Source organism: Rhizobium sp. BK591 (assembly GCF_014195045.1).
In the GTDB taxonomy this organism is placed as follows: Bacteria; Pseudomonadota; Alphaproteobacteria; order Rhizobiales; family Rhizobiaceae; genus Rhizobium; species Rhizobium anhuiense.
On record NZ_JACIAZ010000002.1, the window covers coordinates 658,484 to 675,427 of the forward strand.

Consider the following 16,944-nt stretch of genomic DNA (forward strand, 5'->3'; position numbering starts at 1 on the left):
ACGGGAGCGACAGGAAATGACGCAGTCGATAGCCATCGTGACCGGCGCTGCAGGCGATATCGGCGCGGCGATCGCCGCACGGCTCGCCGATGACCACGACGTCGTGCTGCTCGCCGACATCGATGCTGCCGCTGCGGCTGCCGTGGCGTCAAAACTCGGGCCGGGCAATCGTTTCGTGGCCGTCGGATGCGACGTGACCAACGAGACGAGCATTGCCGAATTGGCAAGGCGTGCGGCGGAGATCGGTGTGGTTCGGACCCTCGTCAACAATGCCGGTGCGGCCCGCGCCACCAACCTGCACGAGACGACGCCGGAGATCTGGCGGGCGGACGTTGCGCTCAATCTCGAAGCGGCATTCTTATGTTTCCGCGCATGCGAGCCCATGCTGAAGGCCTCGAAGGGCTCCGTCGTCAACATCGCCTCGGTCAACGGCCTGCATGTCTTCGGACACCCTGCCTATAGCGCCGCCAAGGCAGGCCTTCTGCATTTTACCCGGTTGGTTGCCGTGGAATACGGCAAGTTCGGCATCCGCTCCAATGCCGTCGCACCCGGCACGGTGAAGACGCAGGCCTGGGAAGCACGCGCAAGCGCCAATCCAAATGTTTTCGAGGAAGCTCGCCGCTGGTATCCGCTGCAGCGCGTCGTCGATCCGAAAGACGTCGCCAATGCCGTGGCCTTCCTTGCCGGTCCTCTTGCCGCAGCGATCACAGGCGTCTGCCTGCCAGTCGATTGCGGCCTCACGGCTGGCCAAGCCGAACTGGCGCGGACCTTCTCGCAATCGGAACATTATTGAAATCCAGAGCGGTTCATCTTTTCATGGAAGCGCCGAACCGCTCTAACTTTTTGTTTTTACGCAATTCCGGACGAAAAACCGCTTCGCACTTTTCCTGGAATTGCTCTAGAGGAATACGAGAGGAGCAGGTTGTGAAGCCGGCTTACTTCGGATCGATGACCGCATGAGCCGCCTTTTTCCCGATGTCTTCCGCAATCCGGCGATCCGCGCCAGCATGATCGCCATTTTTACCTTCGGGATGGCGGGGGCGATGACCGCACCCTACCGTTCGATCGTCGGTATCCGCGAATTGGGCTTGAGCGACGGCCTCTATTCCTTCCTGAGTTTTGTCTCGGCGGCGGTGAACGTCGTCATCAGCATCCTGCTCGGCAATCTCGCCGATCGGCTGGGCGAGTACAGGTCGACGATGATCGGCGCCTGCCTGTTCGGCATCGCCGGCTACGGCATGGTCTACGCTTTTCCCACAGCCGCCGTCTTCGTCATCAGCGGCTTGCTGCCGCTGCCGATTTACGGGGCGCTGAACTCGCTGCTGTTTGCCAATGCGCGCGCGGCGATGCACGGCATGAACCGAAGCGACATGGTGACGGCCAACTCCGGTGTGCGCGCCATGATCTCGCTGTCCTGGGTGCTGATCCCGGGGATAACAGGCCTCATGCTGTCCGGCGCATCGAGCATGCTGCCGGCCTATCTCTTTGCCGCCATCTCATGTCTGCTCTGCCAGGCAATCATCATCTTCGCCCTGCCCAAGCGGTCGGCAACGGAGATGGCCGCGGTCCATCATCTCAGCTATCTCGGCGCGCTGCGCCAGGTGGTTTCGCCGCGCATCTCCGCGCATATTTGCGGGGTGGCGCTGATTACCAGCACGCTGCATCTCAATGACGCCCTTCTGCCGTTGATCGCCACCGGTGCTGCGCATGGCAGGCTCAGCGACGTCGGCATTCTTGTCGGCATCGTCGCATTGCTGGAGGTCGTCTTCATCATCATCTGGTCGCGGATTGCCCGGAAGACCGGCCAGATGACGGCGCTTGCCGCCGGCACCGTCATCTATGCCGTATTTCTCAGCCTTCTCGGCTTTGCCTCGCAGCCGTGGCACCTCTATGGGCTCACCTTGCTCGCAGGCATCGGAGCGGCCGCGATCATCAGCTTTCCGATCACCTATCTGCAGGATCTCATCGCCGACCGGCCGGGGCTCGGCAGCGCACTGATCTCCGTCAACATCTTTGCCAGCGCCGGGATCGGCGCGCTGGTCTTTGCCGCCGGCACATTCATGACAGGCTATTCGGGAACCGCCATCCTGAGCGCCGTCACCGGATTATCCGGCATAGCGCTCCTCGGCTTCCTGCAAGGACGCAGAGCCCGTTGAGCAAATAAGACGTTGCGAAGAATGGAGCTTTCATCGCTGTTCGTCTTGTGACAAGGGTGACGCACCATTTCCTTTGAAGGCGACATGAAGGCGATCTCTGGCACGAATCTCGAGCAGGCCAAGTCTCACAACCGGCGTGTGGTGATCGAGGCTGTCCGCACGCACGGCCCCTTGTCGCGCGCGGCGATCGCCCGGATGACGGCGCTGACCGCCCAGACCGTCTCGAATATCGTCGAGGAACTGGAGAGATCGCACCTTCTCGTCCCGTCCGAGGCGCAGAAGCTGGCGCGCGGCCAGCCGATCATCCCCTACACCATCAATCCACGCGGTGCCTATTCGATTGGCCTCGAACTCGGCCGCCAGCGCGCAAGCGGCGTTCTGACGGATCTGTCCGGCGCCGTTTGCGCACGCATCGAGCGCCATGTCGAACACCCCGATCCGCAAAGGGCCATGCCGGCTCTCCAGACAATCGTCGAGGATCTTCAGCAGGCCTTCGCATTCGACCGGAACCGGCTGCTCGGCGTCGGCATGGCCCTGCCCGGCCGTTATGCCGATGGCGGCACAACCTCTCTCAGCCCGCAGAGCCTGCCCGGCTGGCAGGACTTTCCTGTCGGGCATGAGCTGGAACAGCGGGTGAAGGTGCCGGTGCTCGTCGAGAACGATGCGACGGCAGCGGCGATCGGCGAGCGTCTTCACGGCGTCGCCCGCGGTTTGGGCAGCTTCGTCTATCTCTTCCTCGCCGGCGGCGGCGGCATCGGTGCGGGAATGTTCCTCGACGGCCACCTCTACAAGGGCAGCCGCAACAATGCCGGCGAGATCGGGCATATCATCGTCGAACCGCATGGCAAGCTCTGCAGCTGCGGCAAGCGCGGTTGTCTGGATCGCTACATCTCGCCGACCGTTGCCTACGAATTCATGGGCATTGCCAATGCCGAGGAGCTTTCGCCTGACGATCTCGACGCACTGATCGCCAGGGGCGGTGAGGGTCTCGATGCCTGGCTCGATCAGGCCGTCCAGCCGCTGCGGCAGACTGTCGATTTTCTGGAACTGGCCTTCGATCCGCAGACCATCGTGCTCGGCGGCAGCATATCGACATCGCTGATGCTTCGGCTGGCAGAGCGGCTGGAGCCGCTGTACACCCCGATCGACCCCAGCCAGAAGCGCACCGCGCCTCGCGTCATGATCGGCATGACCGGCAAGGATACGGCCATCCTCGGCGCCGCCGCGCTGCCGATCTTTTCCGAAACCAATCCGCGCTTCGACGTCCTGCAAAAACCGCTCGGCTAGCGCATCGGCCCGAAAATCGGAATCGATTTTCGGAAAGCGCGATGCGTAGATTCAAAGTGCTAGAGCGCCCGGGAGGTTGCCGATGCCGGCCTCATCCGCCGGCCGGCTGCCTCGCATCTGCTTGCAGCGGGCGACGGGCGAGAGGTCGCGCAAAGATGACCACGTTCCCGAGAAGCGTCAGCGCCAGGCCGATCAGGCCCAGACCGCTCCAGTGGTAGCCTTCAAAGACCGTCGACAATGACAGGGCAACGATCGGGAACAGGACGGTGGCATAGGCAGCGCGTGAGGAACCGATGCGGGACACCAGCATCAGGTAGGTGGTGAAACCGATCACCGATCCGATTGCCGCGAGATAGAACAGGGCGGCAATATAAGTGATGTTGGGCGGCGCCACGATCGGCGTTTGCGTCACGGCAATCAGGAAGAGGAGGATGATCGCGCCATAGGCCATGCCCCATGCATTGGCGGTCAGCGGTGAGATTCCGACCGCGCTGTTTCGACGCGATGCCATATTGCCCAGCGAGAAGAAGAGCGTGCCAAGCGCTGCGAGCCCGATCCCTTTCAACGTGCCCGTATCGAAATCGACGACAACCTCCTCGCCGAAAAGCAGGAGGAGCCCGGTTGCTCCGAGCGCCGCTGCGAGAAGCGTGCGGCCCGTAATGCGGTCGCCGAAGAACAGGCGCGCATTGACGGCGTTGTAGATCGTTGCGAGCGAAAAGATCACGGAGATCAGCCCGGACGGGATGGAGGCGGCGGCGCTGTAGAAACAGATGAAATTGAGGCTGAACAGGCAGAGCGCTTGCGCAAGGATGAAAGGTTGATCGCGCAAGGCAGGGAGCTTGAGCCGCCGCATGACAGCCAGGATGGCGACGAGTATCACTGCTGCGACTGCAAATCTGTAAAAGACCGAGACCAGGACCGGCACGGGACCGACCTGCATCGCAATGGCGATCCAGGTCGTCCCCCATATGAGGACGGTCGCGATGAAGAGAGCGGCATTTGCCATGGAGTGATCCTCGTTTTCGCGACCAATAGGCGAACCGCGCGCAGGGCTCTTGCACATTCTTGCTATGAAATCGCTTTGCCCGGACTTCCTGCTCGCCATGCGGGTCGTCGACCAGTATTGTTCGCAAGGCGTGGCCAGGCATGGGGAAGTATTGGTGAAAGATAGCCGTCTCTCGGTTTTCAGGTTTTTGTCCGCATCTCCCAATGCGCGGATGTCACAATCCATCGATTTGGGTTTTGGGCGATCAGCGGCCATCTGGAACAATGCACACGACAGGATGAGCTATGAGCGGCCGAACGGTCATACGTTCAGTCTTTATCTCAGAGGCGGCGCCGGAACGCGTCGTCTGGACGGCAGCCCCGTGCGCGGCCGTCCAGGGGTCCTGTGCATCATGCCACAGGGGCACTCGTCCGAATGGGAAATCACCGACTTCTTCGAATTCGTGCATCTGTATGTTCCCGACGATCAAATGCGCCGGATGTTTTCCGAGACGTTTGACCGCGATGCTCGGCTCATGGCTCTTCCCGAAGTGACCTTCGCAGAGGCACCCGCCTTGGCGCACACGCTGCGGCAGATGACGAAAGCGATGTTGGCGGGCGGTCATCTGTTGGCTGAAGAAGCAATGACGCAGGCGATCAACGATCTTTTCGTTGATCCGCGTTTTGGCGGGATGCGTCCCTGCGCAATCAGCGGCGGGCTCGCTCCTCATGTGCGACGCCGTATTCTCGAGTATATCGAGGCCCATCTCGGTGAGACGATCCGCCTACAGGATCTGGCGACGATCGGGCAGCTCAGCGCCTTTCATTTTCAGCGGATGTTCCGGGCAAGCTATGGTGTTTCCCCGCATGGGTGGGTGGCCCATCGGCGTGTCGAGCGCGCCAAATCGATGTTGTGCGGCATGGACCCGATCGCGCAGATCGCTTCGGCCTGCGGTTTCAGCAGCCAGAGCCATATGACACGGGCATTCAAGTTGGGCACAGGCGTCACACCCTCTGCCTACCGGCAACGACAGTGAAGTCCTTCGCTCGACCGCACTTGTCTTTTCCGAAACCAATCCGCGCTTGATGTCCTGCAAAAGCCCCTCGGCTAAAGACCTCACTTCACCGCGATGACGACCTTACCCTTCGCGCGTCCCGTTTCCACATAGTCCAGCGCCTCGTTGGTCTTCTCGAACGGGAAGGCCCGGTCGATGACGGGGCGGATGGCGCCCGCCTCGATCAGCGCGGTGATCTTGCCGAGTTGCGCGCCGTTTGCCGTCATGAAGAGGAAGGAATAGCCTATCCCCAGGCCTTTCGATTTCCGCCTGATGCCGAAGCTCAAGAAGCGCATGACCTGCTGCAGCAGCCAGCCGAAGCCGTTTTCCCTGCCGAAGTCGGGATCAGGCGGACCTGATATCGAGATCAGCTTGCCGCCCGGCTTGAGGACGGCGAGCGATTTCTCCAGCGTATCCTTGCCGAGGCTGTTCAGCACCACGTCATAGCCCTTCAGCACCTTTTCGAAGTCGTCCTTCTTGTAATCGACCACGAAATCGGCGCCGAGGCTTTTCACCAGATCGACATTTGCCGTGCTCACGGTCGTCGCCACATGGGCGCCGAGATGTTTGGCAAGCTGGATCGCGATGGTGCCGACGCCGCCCGAGCCCGCATGGATCAGCACCCGCTGCCCCTTCTGCAGCTTGGCGCGCTCGACCAGCGCCTGCCATGCGGTCAGCGCCACAAGCGGAATGGATGCGGCCTCTTCCATGCTGAGATTGGCGGGCTTCAGGGCGATATCGGCAGCGTCGATGGCGATATACTCGGCGAAGGTGCCGATGCGATCCTTGCCGGGGCGCGCATAGACCTCGTCGCCGGGCTTGAATTGCCGGACATTGGCGCCCACCCGGACCACGACACCAGCGACATCATTGCCGGGCACCAACGGAAGCCGGTAAGGCAGGATCAGCTTGAACTCTCCGTCCCGGATCTTGGCATCCAGCGGGTTCACGCTAGCGGCATGGATCTCGACCATGACGTCATTCTCGCGCAGCTGCGGTTCAGGGCTCTGGCCGAGCCTGAGGGCGCCGCCTTTCTTGTAGCGATCGATCAGGAATGCTTTCATGAAGGCGAACTTTCGTGTTTGTGATGAGCCGACAATGCGCGGCAAGCCAGGATCAATCGGGAAGTTTGTTGAATTTCCGCAGGCTCTTGTCGACGAAGGACTCGGGCAGGAAGCGGCGGATGAAACGCACCTGTCCTGCTGCTTTCCCGGCCGTGTAACGTCTCTTGGGCGATGGCGCATTGGCAGCCCGGACGACGGTTGCGGCGACCACTTCGGGCGCATCGCCCTTCGAGACGATCTCGCGCATCAGCTTCTCTGCATCGGCACGCACCGCATCATAGACGGCAAGCGGCTTGTCCGGCCGGGTGATGTTCTCCTCGAAAGAGGTGCGAGTGACGCCCGGTTCGACGAGCACGACGCGGATGCCCTGCGTTCGCACCTCATGGTCGAGGGATTCCGAATAGCCTTCGATCGCGTGTTTGGTTGCTGCGTAGAGCGCGTTGAAGGGCGCCGGGATCAGCCCGAGGATCGAGCTCAGGTTGATGATCCGGCCGCTACGCTGCCGCCGCATCACCGGCAGCACTGCATTGGTCATGCGCATCGTGCCGAAGACGTTGACGTCGAAGACGGCTTTGGCCTGCGCCGTCGTCGACTCCTCGGCACCGCCGAGCAGGCCGATCCCGGCATTGTTGACGAGCAGATCGATCCGTCCCGTGCGTTTCAGAACCTCGTCGACGACGCCCTGCACGGATTGATCGTCGATGACGTCGCAGACCAGCATGGTGATGCCATCGGCGGTATCAGGCATCGGCTTCCGGCTGGTGCCGAACACATGGTAACCGTCGTGCCGCAGCGCTTTCGCCGTCACCAGCCCGATGCCGGAGGAAGCCCCGGTGACCAGGGCAACGCCGCGTTCTCTCTTGCTCATCAATGTCTGCCTTCGTTTTTGTCATGGAACATCTATGCGCAACCTGTTACTATCAAATTGATAGTAAGTCACTACTAAAAAGATATCGACATGAAGAATCTTTCGAATCAACCCTGTCTGATCGCCCGTAGCCTGGCGCTCGTCGGCGATGCGTGGAGCATGCTGATCATGCGCGACGCCCATGCGGGGCTGACCCGCTTCGATGAATTTCGCAAAAGCCTCGGCATCGTCCCGACGATGCTGACGGGGCGGCTGTCATCGTTGACCGAGGAAGGACTCTTGGAAAAACGCCGCTATTCCGAGCGCCCGCCGCGCGATGAATATGTGCTGACGGAGGCTGGCCGCGACTTTCTGCCGGTGCTGTTTGCGATCGGTGCCTGGGGCCGCAAGCATCGCGGCGGCGGTGACGTCACCCGCTTCTTCGACGCCGAGACCGGAACCGAGATCGATCCCGTCACCATCGACCGCGCGACCGGCGCGCCGATTGGAACACGTCCGATTCGTATCGCCGCAGCCGAATGTCAGCCGCCCGCGGCAGATGAAGCGGCACCGGACAATTCCCTTTGAAAGCAATGTCAGTATCCCCCGCCATCACCGCCTCCGGCGATGGCAAGGGTAGTCCGCAAATCAAAACCCGTGGCCTATCCGGGCGCTACGACTGCTGCAGCCCGTAGAGCAGCGGCATCAGTCCTGCGAGCGCCCTGAAACGCTCCCACGATTTGGATGAAGGCTTCGTCCAGCCCGTTTCGGCAAGGGCGGAAAGGCGCGGGAAGACGAGGCGGTCGAAAACGGCGCGATCCGTCATCGGCTCGGACCAGATGCAGGCCTGGATGCCGAGGAGCTTCTGTTTCTGTGCTGTCGTCCAGCCGCCGATGGGGTCGAAATTGTAGAGCTTTTCCGCATCCGAAGTCCCCGCCCAGCTGGCGCCGGGCTCGTCCCAATCGGGCCTGAGCGCCATGTCGAGGTAATAGACCTGCCCGGGGCAGACCACCATTTGATAGCCGCGTTCGGCAAGTTCGGCCGAGACCTCGACGTTGCGCCAGCTGCAGAGATAGCTCTTCGATTTGTCGATGACATCGCCGTGGGCGGCCTCTTCCCAGCCGCCGGTGATGCAGCCCTTGCTCGCAAGGAAGCGCTGGACACGATTCAGGAACTCCGCCTGCAGGATGGCGGCGCCCGAGCCGTGGATGTCGTCGGCGCCATGGGTATTGGTCACGACGTTCAGCCGCTTGGCATGCGCATCGGCCACCTCGTCGCCCGCCACGGTGCGCAGGCGCTCGAGCGCTTCCGGCGAGCCGGACCACGCGCCGAGCGGAACTTCGTCGGCGCCGAGATGGATGGTCTTGAACGGAAAGAGCTCGATGAGTTCCGAGAGGATCGTCTCGATGATCTCGTAGGTCTTCTCGCGGGCCGGGTTGATGCAATTGTCGGGAAAGCCCTGAACCGAATAGTAGCTGCCGACCTCGGCCGGGTCGCGCAGCTCCGGTATCGCCTGCAGCATGGCGTAGCAATGGCCGGGGACATCGATCTCCGGCACGATCTCGACGCCGAAGCTCTTAGCCTGGGCGACGATCTCGCGGATCGCAGCCTTGGTGTAATAACCGCCGGTGCGGGCAGGGCTCGAACCGAGCAGCGGCGGAACGGCCAGGCCATGGCCGCGCCAGGCGCCGACCGCGGTCAGGGCGGGATAGGCGTCGATCTCGACGCGCCAGGCCTCGTCGTCGGAAAGGTGCCAGTGGAAGCGGTTGAGCTTGTTCCAGGCCAGCACCGCCACGAGCTTCTTGACCTCGGCAGCACCGTAGAACTGGCGGGCGACATCGAGATGCAGCCCGCGCCAGCCCATCGACGGTTCGTCGACGATCTCGCCTGCGGCCGGAAACTGGAAGACTTGGGGATGCAGCCTTGCGCCGCGCCAGATCTGGCCGAGCGTGACGAGACCGTAGAAGAAGCCGCTCTGGCGGCTTGCCTCGATGGTGATCGTCTCACCTTCGAAACTCAGCCGGTAAGCCTCTGGTCCGAACCCGGTGGCCTCCTTCAGGACAACCGGAACCGCGCCTTCCGCCTCGCTCCGCACGATGCCTTCAACGGCGAAGAGATGCTCGACCAGCGCTGCGAAGCTGCGTGCTGCCGCCTCCCCTTCAGCGCTTTGCGCCTGCGGCGCAAAACCGGCCGGCAGCGGCCGGCGGGCAGTGACGGCCACATGGTTCGGCCAGGGGATGATTGACACCTGAACCGGCGCGTTGACGGGAACCGGATAGATCTCGGCGCCACGCTTCAGCGGCGCGTTGCTGACCGAAGATCGCGTCGGCTCTATGGTGAGCACGATCGTGCTGCCGTCGGAAAGCGCGAGATAGCCGCTCGTCGCGCCGTCCGTCCAGTGGCGGAACTGCCAGCTCAGCGCATAGACCGAGATCGTCCACGTCTCGCCGGCGCCGAGAACGAAATTGGCCGGCGGCTGGAATTCGGTGAAATTCGAGAGCCGCTGCGAAACCGTGGCGCCTTCGACACGACCTGCCGGATCGACACGACCCGGGCCGCTGACGCAAAGCGAGAAATTCGAAAGCCGCTCGGTGCCGAGGTTCTTGAGGCGCAGGACGTAGGAAAACTCCTTGCCGTCGGCAGGCGGGTTCCAAAGGGTTTCAAGCCGCAGGGCTTTCGGTCGTGATGTGGACATGGTCACTCTTTCCTTTTGAGGATTGGCCTTTTGAGAATTGGCCTTTTGAAAATCAGCTCTCGAGCATTCCGGCATTCGAGCCGCCAAGCGCGCGCATGAAATGATTGGGGCCGACCTGCTCGACGACGGTGGACTCAGGACGGCTGAGCGAGCGCACCTTTTCCGCCTGTTCGAGGAAACGCGCGCTTCCGCCCGTCACGAACGGCCGGCTGCCATCCGGAACGGCTGAAAGCAGCAACCGCGTATAGGGATGGCGGGGATCGGAGAGGACGGCATCGGTATCGCCCCATTCGACCATTTGACCGGCGAACATCACGACGATCTCCTCGGCCACATGTGCGGCCGTCGCGATGTCGTGGGTGATATAGAGCATGGCCAAGTCGTTTTCACGCTTCACTGTGGCGAGCAGATCGAGAATGTCCTTGCGGATGGAGACATCGAGCATCGAGGTCGGCTCATCGGCGACCAACACGCTCGGCGCGACCGCCAGCGCGCGGGCGATGTTGACGCGCTGCCGCTGCCCGCCCGAAAGCTCATGCGGGAATTTTTGCCGGGTCAAATCGGGTTCCAGCCCCACGCTTGCCAGCAGGCTGGCAATCTCTTCGGCAAGATCCGCCCTCGCGCCGTTCTGCCGGTGCAATTGCAGCGGCCGCGCCAGATGATGGCTGACGGTGAAGGCCGGGTTGAGCGACGAGAACGGATCCTGGAAGACCATCTGCACCTCTCGGCGGTAGCGATGCTCATCCTTGGCCTCGCCGCGGGCGGTCAGATCCTGTCCGCGGAAAAACAGCCTGCCGCCGGTCGGCTTGTCCAGACGCGCGATGATGCGGGCGCAGGTCGTCTTGCCGCAGCCGGATTCGCCGACCAGCGCCAATGCCCGGCCGGGAAAGAGCGAGAAGGACACACTTTTCAGCGCCTGGACCGGGCCGAAATTGCGCTTGATGTCTTCGAGCCGGATCACGGCATCCGTGACAACAGCATCAGTCTCCGCTTTCATGCCAGGACCCCCGAGAGATGCGGATTGCCCGGAAGCTGTGGAATGGCATTCCAGAGCTTGCGGGTATAGGCGTGCAGCGGCGCCTGGGCGACCTGCCGCACGTCGCCCACTTCAACGAGTTCGCCCTTCAGCATGACGCCGATGCGCTGGCAGAGCTGCGCCATCAGATGCAGGTCATGGGTGATGAAGAGCACCGAGAAACCATAGCTCCGCTGCAGATCGACGACCTGCTCGAGGATCTCCCGCTGCACGACGACGTCGAGCGCGGTCGTCGGCTCGTCCATGATGATGAGTTCGGGCCTCAGCGCCAGGCAGATCGCAATGACGATGCGCTGACGCATGCCGCCGGAGAACTGGTGCGGGTAATCGCCGATGCGATGGGTGGGAATGCCGACAAGGCGGAACATCTCCTCGGCCCGAGCTCTTGATTCCTCGCGCGAACAACCGGTGTGCCGGGAGAGAACGTCGTGGAACTGCGCCTCGACCCGCATCAGTGGATTGAGCGAATTCATCGCGCTCTGAAAGACCATGCCGATGCGCTTCCAGCGGATACGTTGCAGCTCGCGTTCCGGCAACCTCAGGAGATCCTGTCCGGTGAGCCGGATGCTGCCGCCGCTAATCCAGGCCGGCGCCTTGGAAAGACGGGTGATGGCATAGGCGATCGTGCTCTTGCCGCAGCCGGATTCACCGGCCAGCCCGAAGATCTCGCCGCGGCCGATAGTGAAGGAGACGTCCTTGACGGCGCGAAACTCTCCCTTGTCGACGAGGTAGTCGACATTGAGCTTGTCGATTTCCAGCAGATTGTCGCTCATCGGCCAAGCTCCAGTTCCCGGTTGCGGGCGCGGGTGAGGCGGAACCAACGTGTCAGCGCCGGGCCGGAGCGCAGCTGCGGATTGGCGATCTCGTCGAAGGTGAAATTCAAAAGCGCAAGGCCAAGCCCCGTCAGTGCGATGCCTGCTGCCGGCACGCCGATGTCCCACCATGCGCCGACCATGATCGCCGAGGAATTCTGGGCATTGTAGAGCATCGTGCCCCAGGAGACCTTCAAGGGATCGCCAAAGCCGAGATATTCGAGCGTCGTCTGGGCAACGATGGCGTAGATGATGCTGCCGACGAGGTTGATGCCGATCAGCGTCGTCAGGTTCGGCAGGATTTCCACGAAGATGATGCGCCAGGCCGGCTCTCCGATCATCTTGGAGGCCGTGACGAAATCACGGTTGCGAAGCGCCATCGTCTGCGAGCGCGTCATGCGGGCGCCCCAGGGCCAGGAGGTCAGCGCGATGATCGCCATGATCGTCATCGGCCCCACCGTGCCGGCGAAGGAGGCGAGCAGGATTAAGAGCGGCATGTTCGGCACGACAAGCACGGCGTTGGTCGCAAGGTCGAGCACCGCATCGGTCCTGCCGCCGGCATAACCGGCGACGAGGCCGATGGCCGTGCCGAGAACGGTGATGGCAATCCCCGTGGCAAAGCCGACGGAGAGAGAACTGCGGGCGCCCCAGACGAACTGGCGATAGACGTCCCGCCCCATCTTCGTGGTGCCCATGACATGTTCGATCGATGGCGGCTGGTGCGAGCGCCCGACACGCGCTCCCGGCTCGCCGGGCGCGACGATCGGCGCAAACAGCGCCATCAGCCACAGGGCAACAATGATGACGAGGCCGGCCAGCGCCTTCTTCTGCCTGAGAATAGGCCGGAGTCCGAAGCCCATTATACGGCCTCCCGCAATCTGGGATCGACGAGCCCATAAATGAGGTCGACGAGGAAATTGGCGCCGAGCGTCGCGAGCGTCATCAGCAGTAGCTGTCCCTGGATGACCGGGTAATCGCGGGCGATGCTCGCAGTATAGAGCGTCAGTCCCAAGCCGGGATAGTTGAAGACGATCTCGGTAACGATCGAGCCGCCGAAGACGGCGCCGAGCATCAGCGCCAGGTTGGTCAGCACCGGAAGCATGGCATTGCGCGCGCCGTAACCGAACATGACCGTGAGGTGGCTGAGGCCCTTGGCACGCCCCATAGTCACATAATCCTCGCCGAGCACCGAGATCATCGACGAGCGCATCGTCGTCTGGAATTCGCCGATCAGGAACGGTGACAGCGTCAGCACCGGCAGGATCGCATGGGCGAAGACGCTGCCGACGAAGGTGAAATCGAAGGCAGGATCGAGGTTCGGATCATAGGCATAGCCGACAGGAAACCAGCGCAGCGAGACCGCGAAGACGAACAGCGTCGTCAGCGCCACGATGACAGGCGGCACCGAAATCATGATCACGGAGAGCGGCGAGACGATCGTGTCGAAGCGCCCGCCGCGGCGCCAGGCCGAGATCGCGCCAAGCACGACACCGACGCAGAGCGAAAAGATGACCGCGGTCGTCACGAGAAAGACCGTCCAGAGCGTCGAGCGGCCAAGGACCTGGACGACGGTCTGGGGATAATATTTGACCGAGACGCCGAGATCGAAGGTCGCAAGCCCCTTCACGTAATCGACGAACTGCCAGAGCATCGGCTGGTCGACCGCGCCGAAGCGCGCCTTGATCGCCTCAACGGCCGCGGGTGTCGCCCGCGGGCCGAGCTGGGCGACCATGGCATCGACCGGACTCCCCGGCATGAGCCGGGGAAGGATGAAGTTCATGACGATAGCGAACGCCAGGGCGACCGCATAGACGCCGAGGCGCCGGCTCGAAACGCGCATTTCCGCTCCTTCGCGAGGCTCAGCTGACCGGCTTGAGGCGCAGCAGATGCATCAGGCGCATGCGGTTATTGTCATGATCCTCCGGATTCATGACGGGATCCTTGTCGGTGACCCAGCCGGTGAAGCGTTTGCTGGAGAACTGATACCAGGTCGGCCCGTTGAACACCGGCACGACGGGGAAGTCGTCGGCAATCAGCAGCTGGATGTCGTTGAAGATCTTCTTGTGATCATCCTCCGACGTTGCCTTCAGATATTGATCGAAAAGGGCGTCCAGCTTCGGGTTCGAATAGCGCGAGGGCGCGCCGGTGATGCGCCCGCCATAGGCGGTCGACAGGCTCTGATAATAGCCGCGGAACGGGGTTGCGCCGTCGGCGCGGGAGTTCATGACGACCTCGAAGCTGCCGTCGATGATCTGCTTGCGCCATTGTTCGTATTCCGGCGTGGCAACCGACGCGTTGATGCCGGCGGCGCGCAGTCCTTCGACCGCGATCTGCACGGCGTCGATCCAGTCCGTCCAGCCGTTCGGAACGATGATCGGGAAGGCGATCGGCTTGCCGCCTGGCGTCGTGCGGAAGCCGTCGGCGCCCTTCTTGTAGCCGGCATCGTCGAGGATCTTGTTGGCCTTCTCGGTATCGAAGCCCATGAAGGCGTCCTTGTCGCCTTCCGCGCCCTTGTTGCGCCAGGTCTCGAATCGTGGCGGCAGGCCGGTCGCATGTTCGTTGACGACGGGATAGCCGAAGCCGGCAATATCGACCATCGACGTGCGGTCCATGGCAAGGCTGAAGGCGTGACGGAAATTCAGGTCCTTATAGGCCTCGAGGTTGCCTTCATTGCCGCTCTTGAAGTTCATCTGGAAGGCGACGGTTTCGGCCGGCGGCTGCCAATAGCCGTTGTGATCGGCATCGAGCGCGACGAAGGTCTTGTCGATCTGCGGAATGAAGGAGCCGATCCAGTCCATATTGCCCTCCGGCAGGATGGCAAGCATCTGGTCGTTGCCGGAGATCTGCGGCAGCCGGAGGCAGTCGACGTGCAGCGAGGCAGCATCCCAGTAATTCGGGTTGCGGCACTGCTCGTAGACCTGCGGCGTGAAGCGGCGCAGCTCCGTCATCGGGCCGGAGCCCACAGGCTTCTCGTTTTTGAAGGCGACCGGATCGGAAACGTCCTTCCAGATATGCTCGGGAACGACGGCCAGATCCGCAAGCGATTCCGGGAAATCGGAATTCACCGCCTTGAGATCGATCCTGACCTCGGTCGGCGACGGCGTTTCGACGGAGGCAACGCTCTCGCCGACGCCGACAGTGTCGAGGGCGGCGTTCTTCAGCATCAGATCGATCGTGTATTTCACGTCGGCCGACGTCAGCGGTTGGCCGTCTGACCACTTCACGCCTGACCGCAGCGTATAGGTCACCGATTTCATATCCTCGGAGAATTTATAATCAGTCGCCAGGCGAAACACTGGCTTGCCGCCATCCTCGGCATTGAAGATGACCAGGGGCTCGTAGATGAAATCCATCGTGCTCTGCCGGCGGCCGGCCAGGTCGAAGGGATTGAAGTTCTGCACCCAGCTGGTCTGCTCTTCGATGTGCATCGTCAGCACCGATTCAGCGGCTGCACCCCCCGCTCCAAAAACGACGAATGCCGTCAGGGCGGTTGCTACTGCCCAGCCGGCACACACGGAAATATTGCGGATTGCCCTCTTGCTCGATCTCATTCCAACGTTCCCCTTGTGCTTTATTTTTGGAGTCAATCAAATTGATTTAATATTGATAGTCAGTTTCCCGCCGACCCGTCAATTGCCGATCTCAAATTTCTGCAGCGACCTTTCGGCTCAGCTCTTCGGCAGAAATCAATGCAGGATTCGCCCGTGAGATGGCCGGCGGATCAGGGTCTTCCGAGGTTTCACGTCCCGTTTCGAGAAAAATATCGGGCCATGCGCGCCGCGTTAACCATTAAGGTACTTTTAAGTACGATAATTAACCCAACGGTGGCGAATTGATCGGAAACACGGATCGATAAGCATGAGGCTGCTCGCCACGGCCGGGATGTTCCCCGGGATGCAACACATTCAACCTCCGAAGCAGGCGAATTTCCCATGACGAGCATCAATACGAACAATTCAGCGATGTCTGCCCTTCAGACGCTGCGCAGCATCAACTCCAATCTCGAAACGACACAGAACAGTGTTTCCACCGGTTACCGGGTCGACACCGCATCCGACAACGCCGCTTACTGGTCGATCGCAACCACGATGCGGTCCGACAACAAGGCGCTCTCCGCCGTGTCCGACGCGCTCGGCCTCGGCGCAGCAAAGGTCGATACGGCCTATACGGCCATGGACAATGCGATTGACGTCGTCGACGAGATCAAATCCAAGCTCGTCGCAGCAACCGAGGACGGTGTCGACAAGTCCAAGGTCCAGGAAGAAATCAGCCAGTTGCAGGAACAGCTGGCGAGCATTGCCCAGTCGGCGTCGTTCTCGGGCGAGAACTGGGTTGCGGGCGCGGATGGCACGAAAAGTGTCGTATCCTCCTTCGTTCGCGACGGTTCCGGCGCCGTTTCCGTTAAAATGACGGAATACACCCTGGATACCAGCTCCGTGGGCAATGTGTTGTTCGGCATGAGCGGCGGGTCGATCGAAACCTCCACGGGGATTCTCGGAACGGCTGATGCATATGGCAATTCCGTCTATTCGCTCGATATCACGAACTTCACCACCGGTCAGATCCAGTCGGCCCTGTCGACCATCGAATCCGCGCTATCGGCAATGACCTCTGCCGGTGCGCAACTGGGTTCGATCTCGACGCGCATCGACCTGCAGGAAGACTTCGTCGGTGCGCTTTCCGATTCGATCGACTCGGGCGTGGGCCGGCTGGTCGATGCCGATATGGAGGAGGAGTCGAGCAAACTCTCCGCCTTGCAAACACAACAGCAGCTGGCGATCCAGTCGCTGTCGATCGCGAATTCGTCGTCGCAGAACATCCTGTCGCTCTTCCGCGGCTAATCGTCCTGGCCGCAAAAGGAGCCGGGCGCATAGAACGCCCGGACCGCATTCGCCGATCGAACATCGAGCCTGGCCTTCCCGGTCAGGCTCGATTGCGTTGGTGACGTATTTGTGTGGGCAGGCTCTATCGCTTCCGTCCTCATCCGAACTATGGTGTCGCGATTGGC

The 16,944-nt window shown here is 61.8% G+C and carries 15 protein-coding genes; 6 read left to right on the forward strand and 9 right to left on the reverse strand.

All coding sequences use genetic code 11. The annotated features are described in order from the left end of the window. Positions 1-16 precede the first annotated feature (16 nt). The 3 genes from FHX10_RS10200 (at position 17) to FHX10_RS10210 (ending at position 3,443) form a co-directional block, all read left to right on the forward strand. Positions 17-793 carry an SDR family oxidoreductase gene (locus FHX10_RS10200; protein WP_047613294.1) on the forward strand — a complete coding sequence of 259 codons (777 nt, stop codon included), beginning with the start codon at positions 17-19 and terminating at the stop codon, positions 791-793. A gap of 163 nt (positions 794-956) precedes the next feature. Next, on the forward strand, positions 957-2,156 hold the full coding sequence (locus FHX10_RS10205; protein ID WP_097630907.1) for an MFS transporter: 1,200 nt from the start codon (positions 957-959) through the stop codon (positions 2,154-2,156). A gap of 84 nt (positions 2,157-2,240) precedes the next feature. Further along, positions 2,241-3,443 carry an ROK family transcriptional regulator gene (locus tag FHX10_RS10210; protein ID WP_097594720.1) on the forward strand — a complete coding sequence of 401 codons (1,203 nt, stop codon included), beginning with the start codon at positions 2,241-2,243 and terminating at the stop codon, positions 3,441-3,443. A 91-nt stretch (positions 3,444-3,534) separates the two neighbouring features. Here the strand turns inward: FHX10_RS10210 and FHX10_RS10215 are convergent, their stop codons facing one another. After that, entirely contained in the window at positions 3,535-4,449 is a 915-nt protein-coding gene (locus tag FHX10_RS10215) for a DMT family transporter (protein ID WP_097630906.1), read from the reverse strand. 277 nt (positions 4,450-4,726) lie between these two features. Between FHX10_RS10215 and FHX10_RS10220 the strand changes: the two genes are divergently transcribed. Beyond that, on the forward strand, positions 4,727-5,464 hold the full coding sequence (locus FHX10_RS10220; RefSeq protein WP_097630905.1) for a helix-turn-helix domain-containing protein: 738 nt from the start codon (positions 4,727-4,729) through the stop codon (positions 5,462-5,464). An 80-nt stretch (positions 5,465-5,544) separates the two neighbouring features. Here FHX10_RS10220 and FHX10_RS10225 read toward each other — a convergent pair whose 3' ends face one another. Further along, positions 5,545-6,546, reverse strand: coding sequence for an NADP-dependent oxidoreductase (locus tag FHX10_RS10225; protein WP_097630904.1), 1,002 nt, complete (start codon positions 6,544-6,546; stop codon positions 5,545-5,547). Positions 6,547-6,598: 52 nt separating this feature from the next. Beyond that, a complete protein-coding gene (locus FHX10_RS10230) occupies positions 6,599-7,414 on the reverse strand; it encodes an oxidoreductase (protein ID WP_184389284.1) in 816 nt (271 codons plus the stop codon). Between the two features lie 90 nt (positions 7,415-7,504). Between FHX10_RS10230 and FHX10_RS10235 the strand changes: the two genes are divergently transcribed. Beyond that, complete coding sequence (locus FHX10_RS10235; protein WP_097630902.1) at positions 7,505-7,981, forward strand: winged helix-turn-helix transcriptional regulator; 477 nt, start codon at positions 7,505-7,507, stop codon at positions 7,979-7,981. Positions 7,982-8,066: 85 nt separating this feature from the next. Here the strand turns inward: FHX10_RS10235 and FHX10_RS10240 are convergent, their stop codons facing one another. The 6 genes from FHX10_RS10240 to FHX10_RS10265 are packed head-to-tail and all read right to left on the reverse strand — an operon-like array spanning position 8,067 to position 15,487. Continuing rightward, positions 8,067-10,088: a beta-N-acetylhexosaminidase gene (locus tag FHX10_RS10240; protein ID WP_097630901.1), complete on the reverse strand. Its 2,022-nt coding sequence runs from the start codon at positions 10,086-10,088 to the stop codon at positions 8,067-8,069. Between the two features lie 52 nt (positions 10,089-10,140). Continuing rightward, complete coding sequence (locus FHX10_RS10245; protein WP_097630900.1) at positions 10,141-11,085, reverse strand: ABC transporter ATP-binding protein; 945 nt, start codon at positions 11,083-11,085, stop codon at positions 10,141-10,143. Beyond that, positions 11,082-11,897: an ABC transporter ATP-binding protein gene (locus tag FHX10_RS10250; protein WP_097544652.1), complete on the reverse strand. Its 816-nt coding sequence runs from the start codon at positions 11,895-11,897 to the stop codon at positions 11,082-11,084. Before FHX10_RS10250 ends, FHX10_RS10245 begins: the two co-directional genes overlap by 4 nt. Beyond that, the gene (locus tag FHX10_RS10255) at positions 11,894-12,796 is read right to left on the reverse strand and encodes an ABC transporter permease (protein WP_063476213.1); all 903 of its coding nucleotides are present in this window, start codon (positions 12,794-12,796) and stop codon (positions 11,894-11,896) included. The genes FHX10_RS10250 and FHX10_RS10255 overlap by 4 nt, the downstream gene beginning before the upstream one ends. Further along, a complete protein-coding gene (locus FHX10_RS10260; RefSeq protein ID WP_097544651.1) occupies positions 12,796-13,776 on the reverse strand; it encodes an ABC transporter permease in 981 nt (326 codons plus the stop codon). Before FHX10_RS10260 ends, FHX10_RS10255 begins: the two co-directional genes overlap by 1 nt. Before the next feature lie 19 nt (positions 13,777-13,795). After that, entirely contained in the window at positions 13,796-15,487 is a 1,692-nt protein-coding gene (locus FHX10_RS10265) for an ABC transporter substrate-binding protein (protein WP_132573341.1), read from the reverse strand. 381 nt (positions 15,488-15,868) lie between these two features. Between FHX10_RS10265 and FHX10_RS10270 the strand changes: the two genes are divergently transcribed. Next, the gene (locus FHX10_RS10270; RefSeq protein WP_063476216.1) at positions 15,869-16,777 is read left to right on the forward strand and encodes a flagellin; all 909 of its coding nucleotides are present in this window, start codon (positions 15,869-15,871) and stop codon (positions 16,775-16,777) included. Positions 16,778-16,944: the final 167 nt, after the last annotated feature.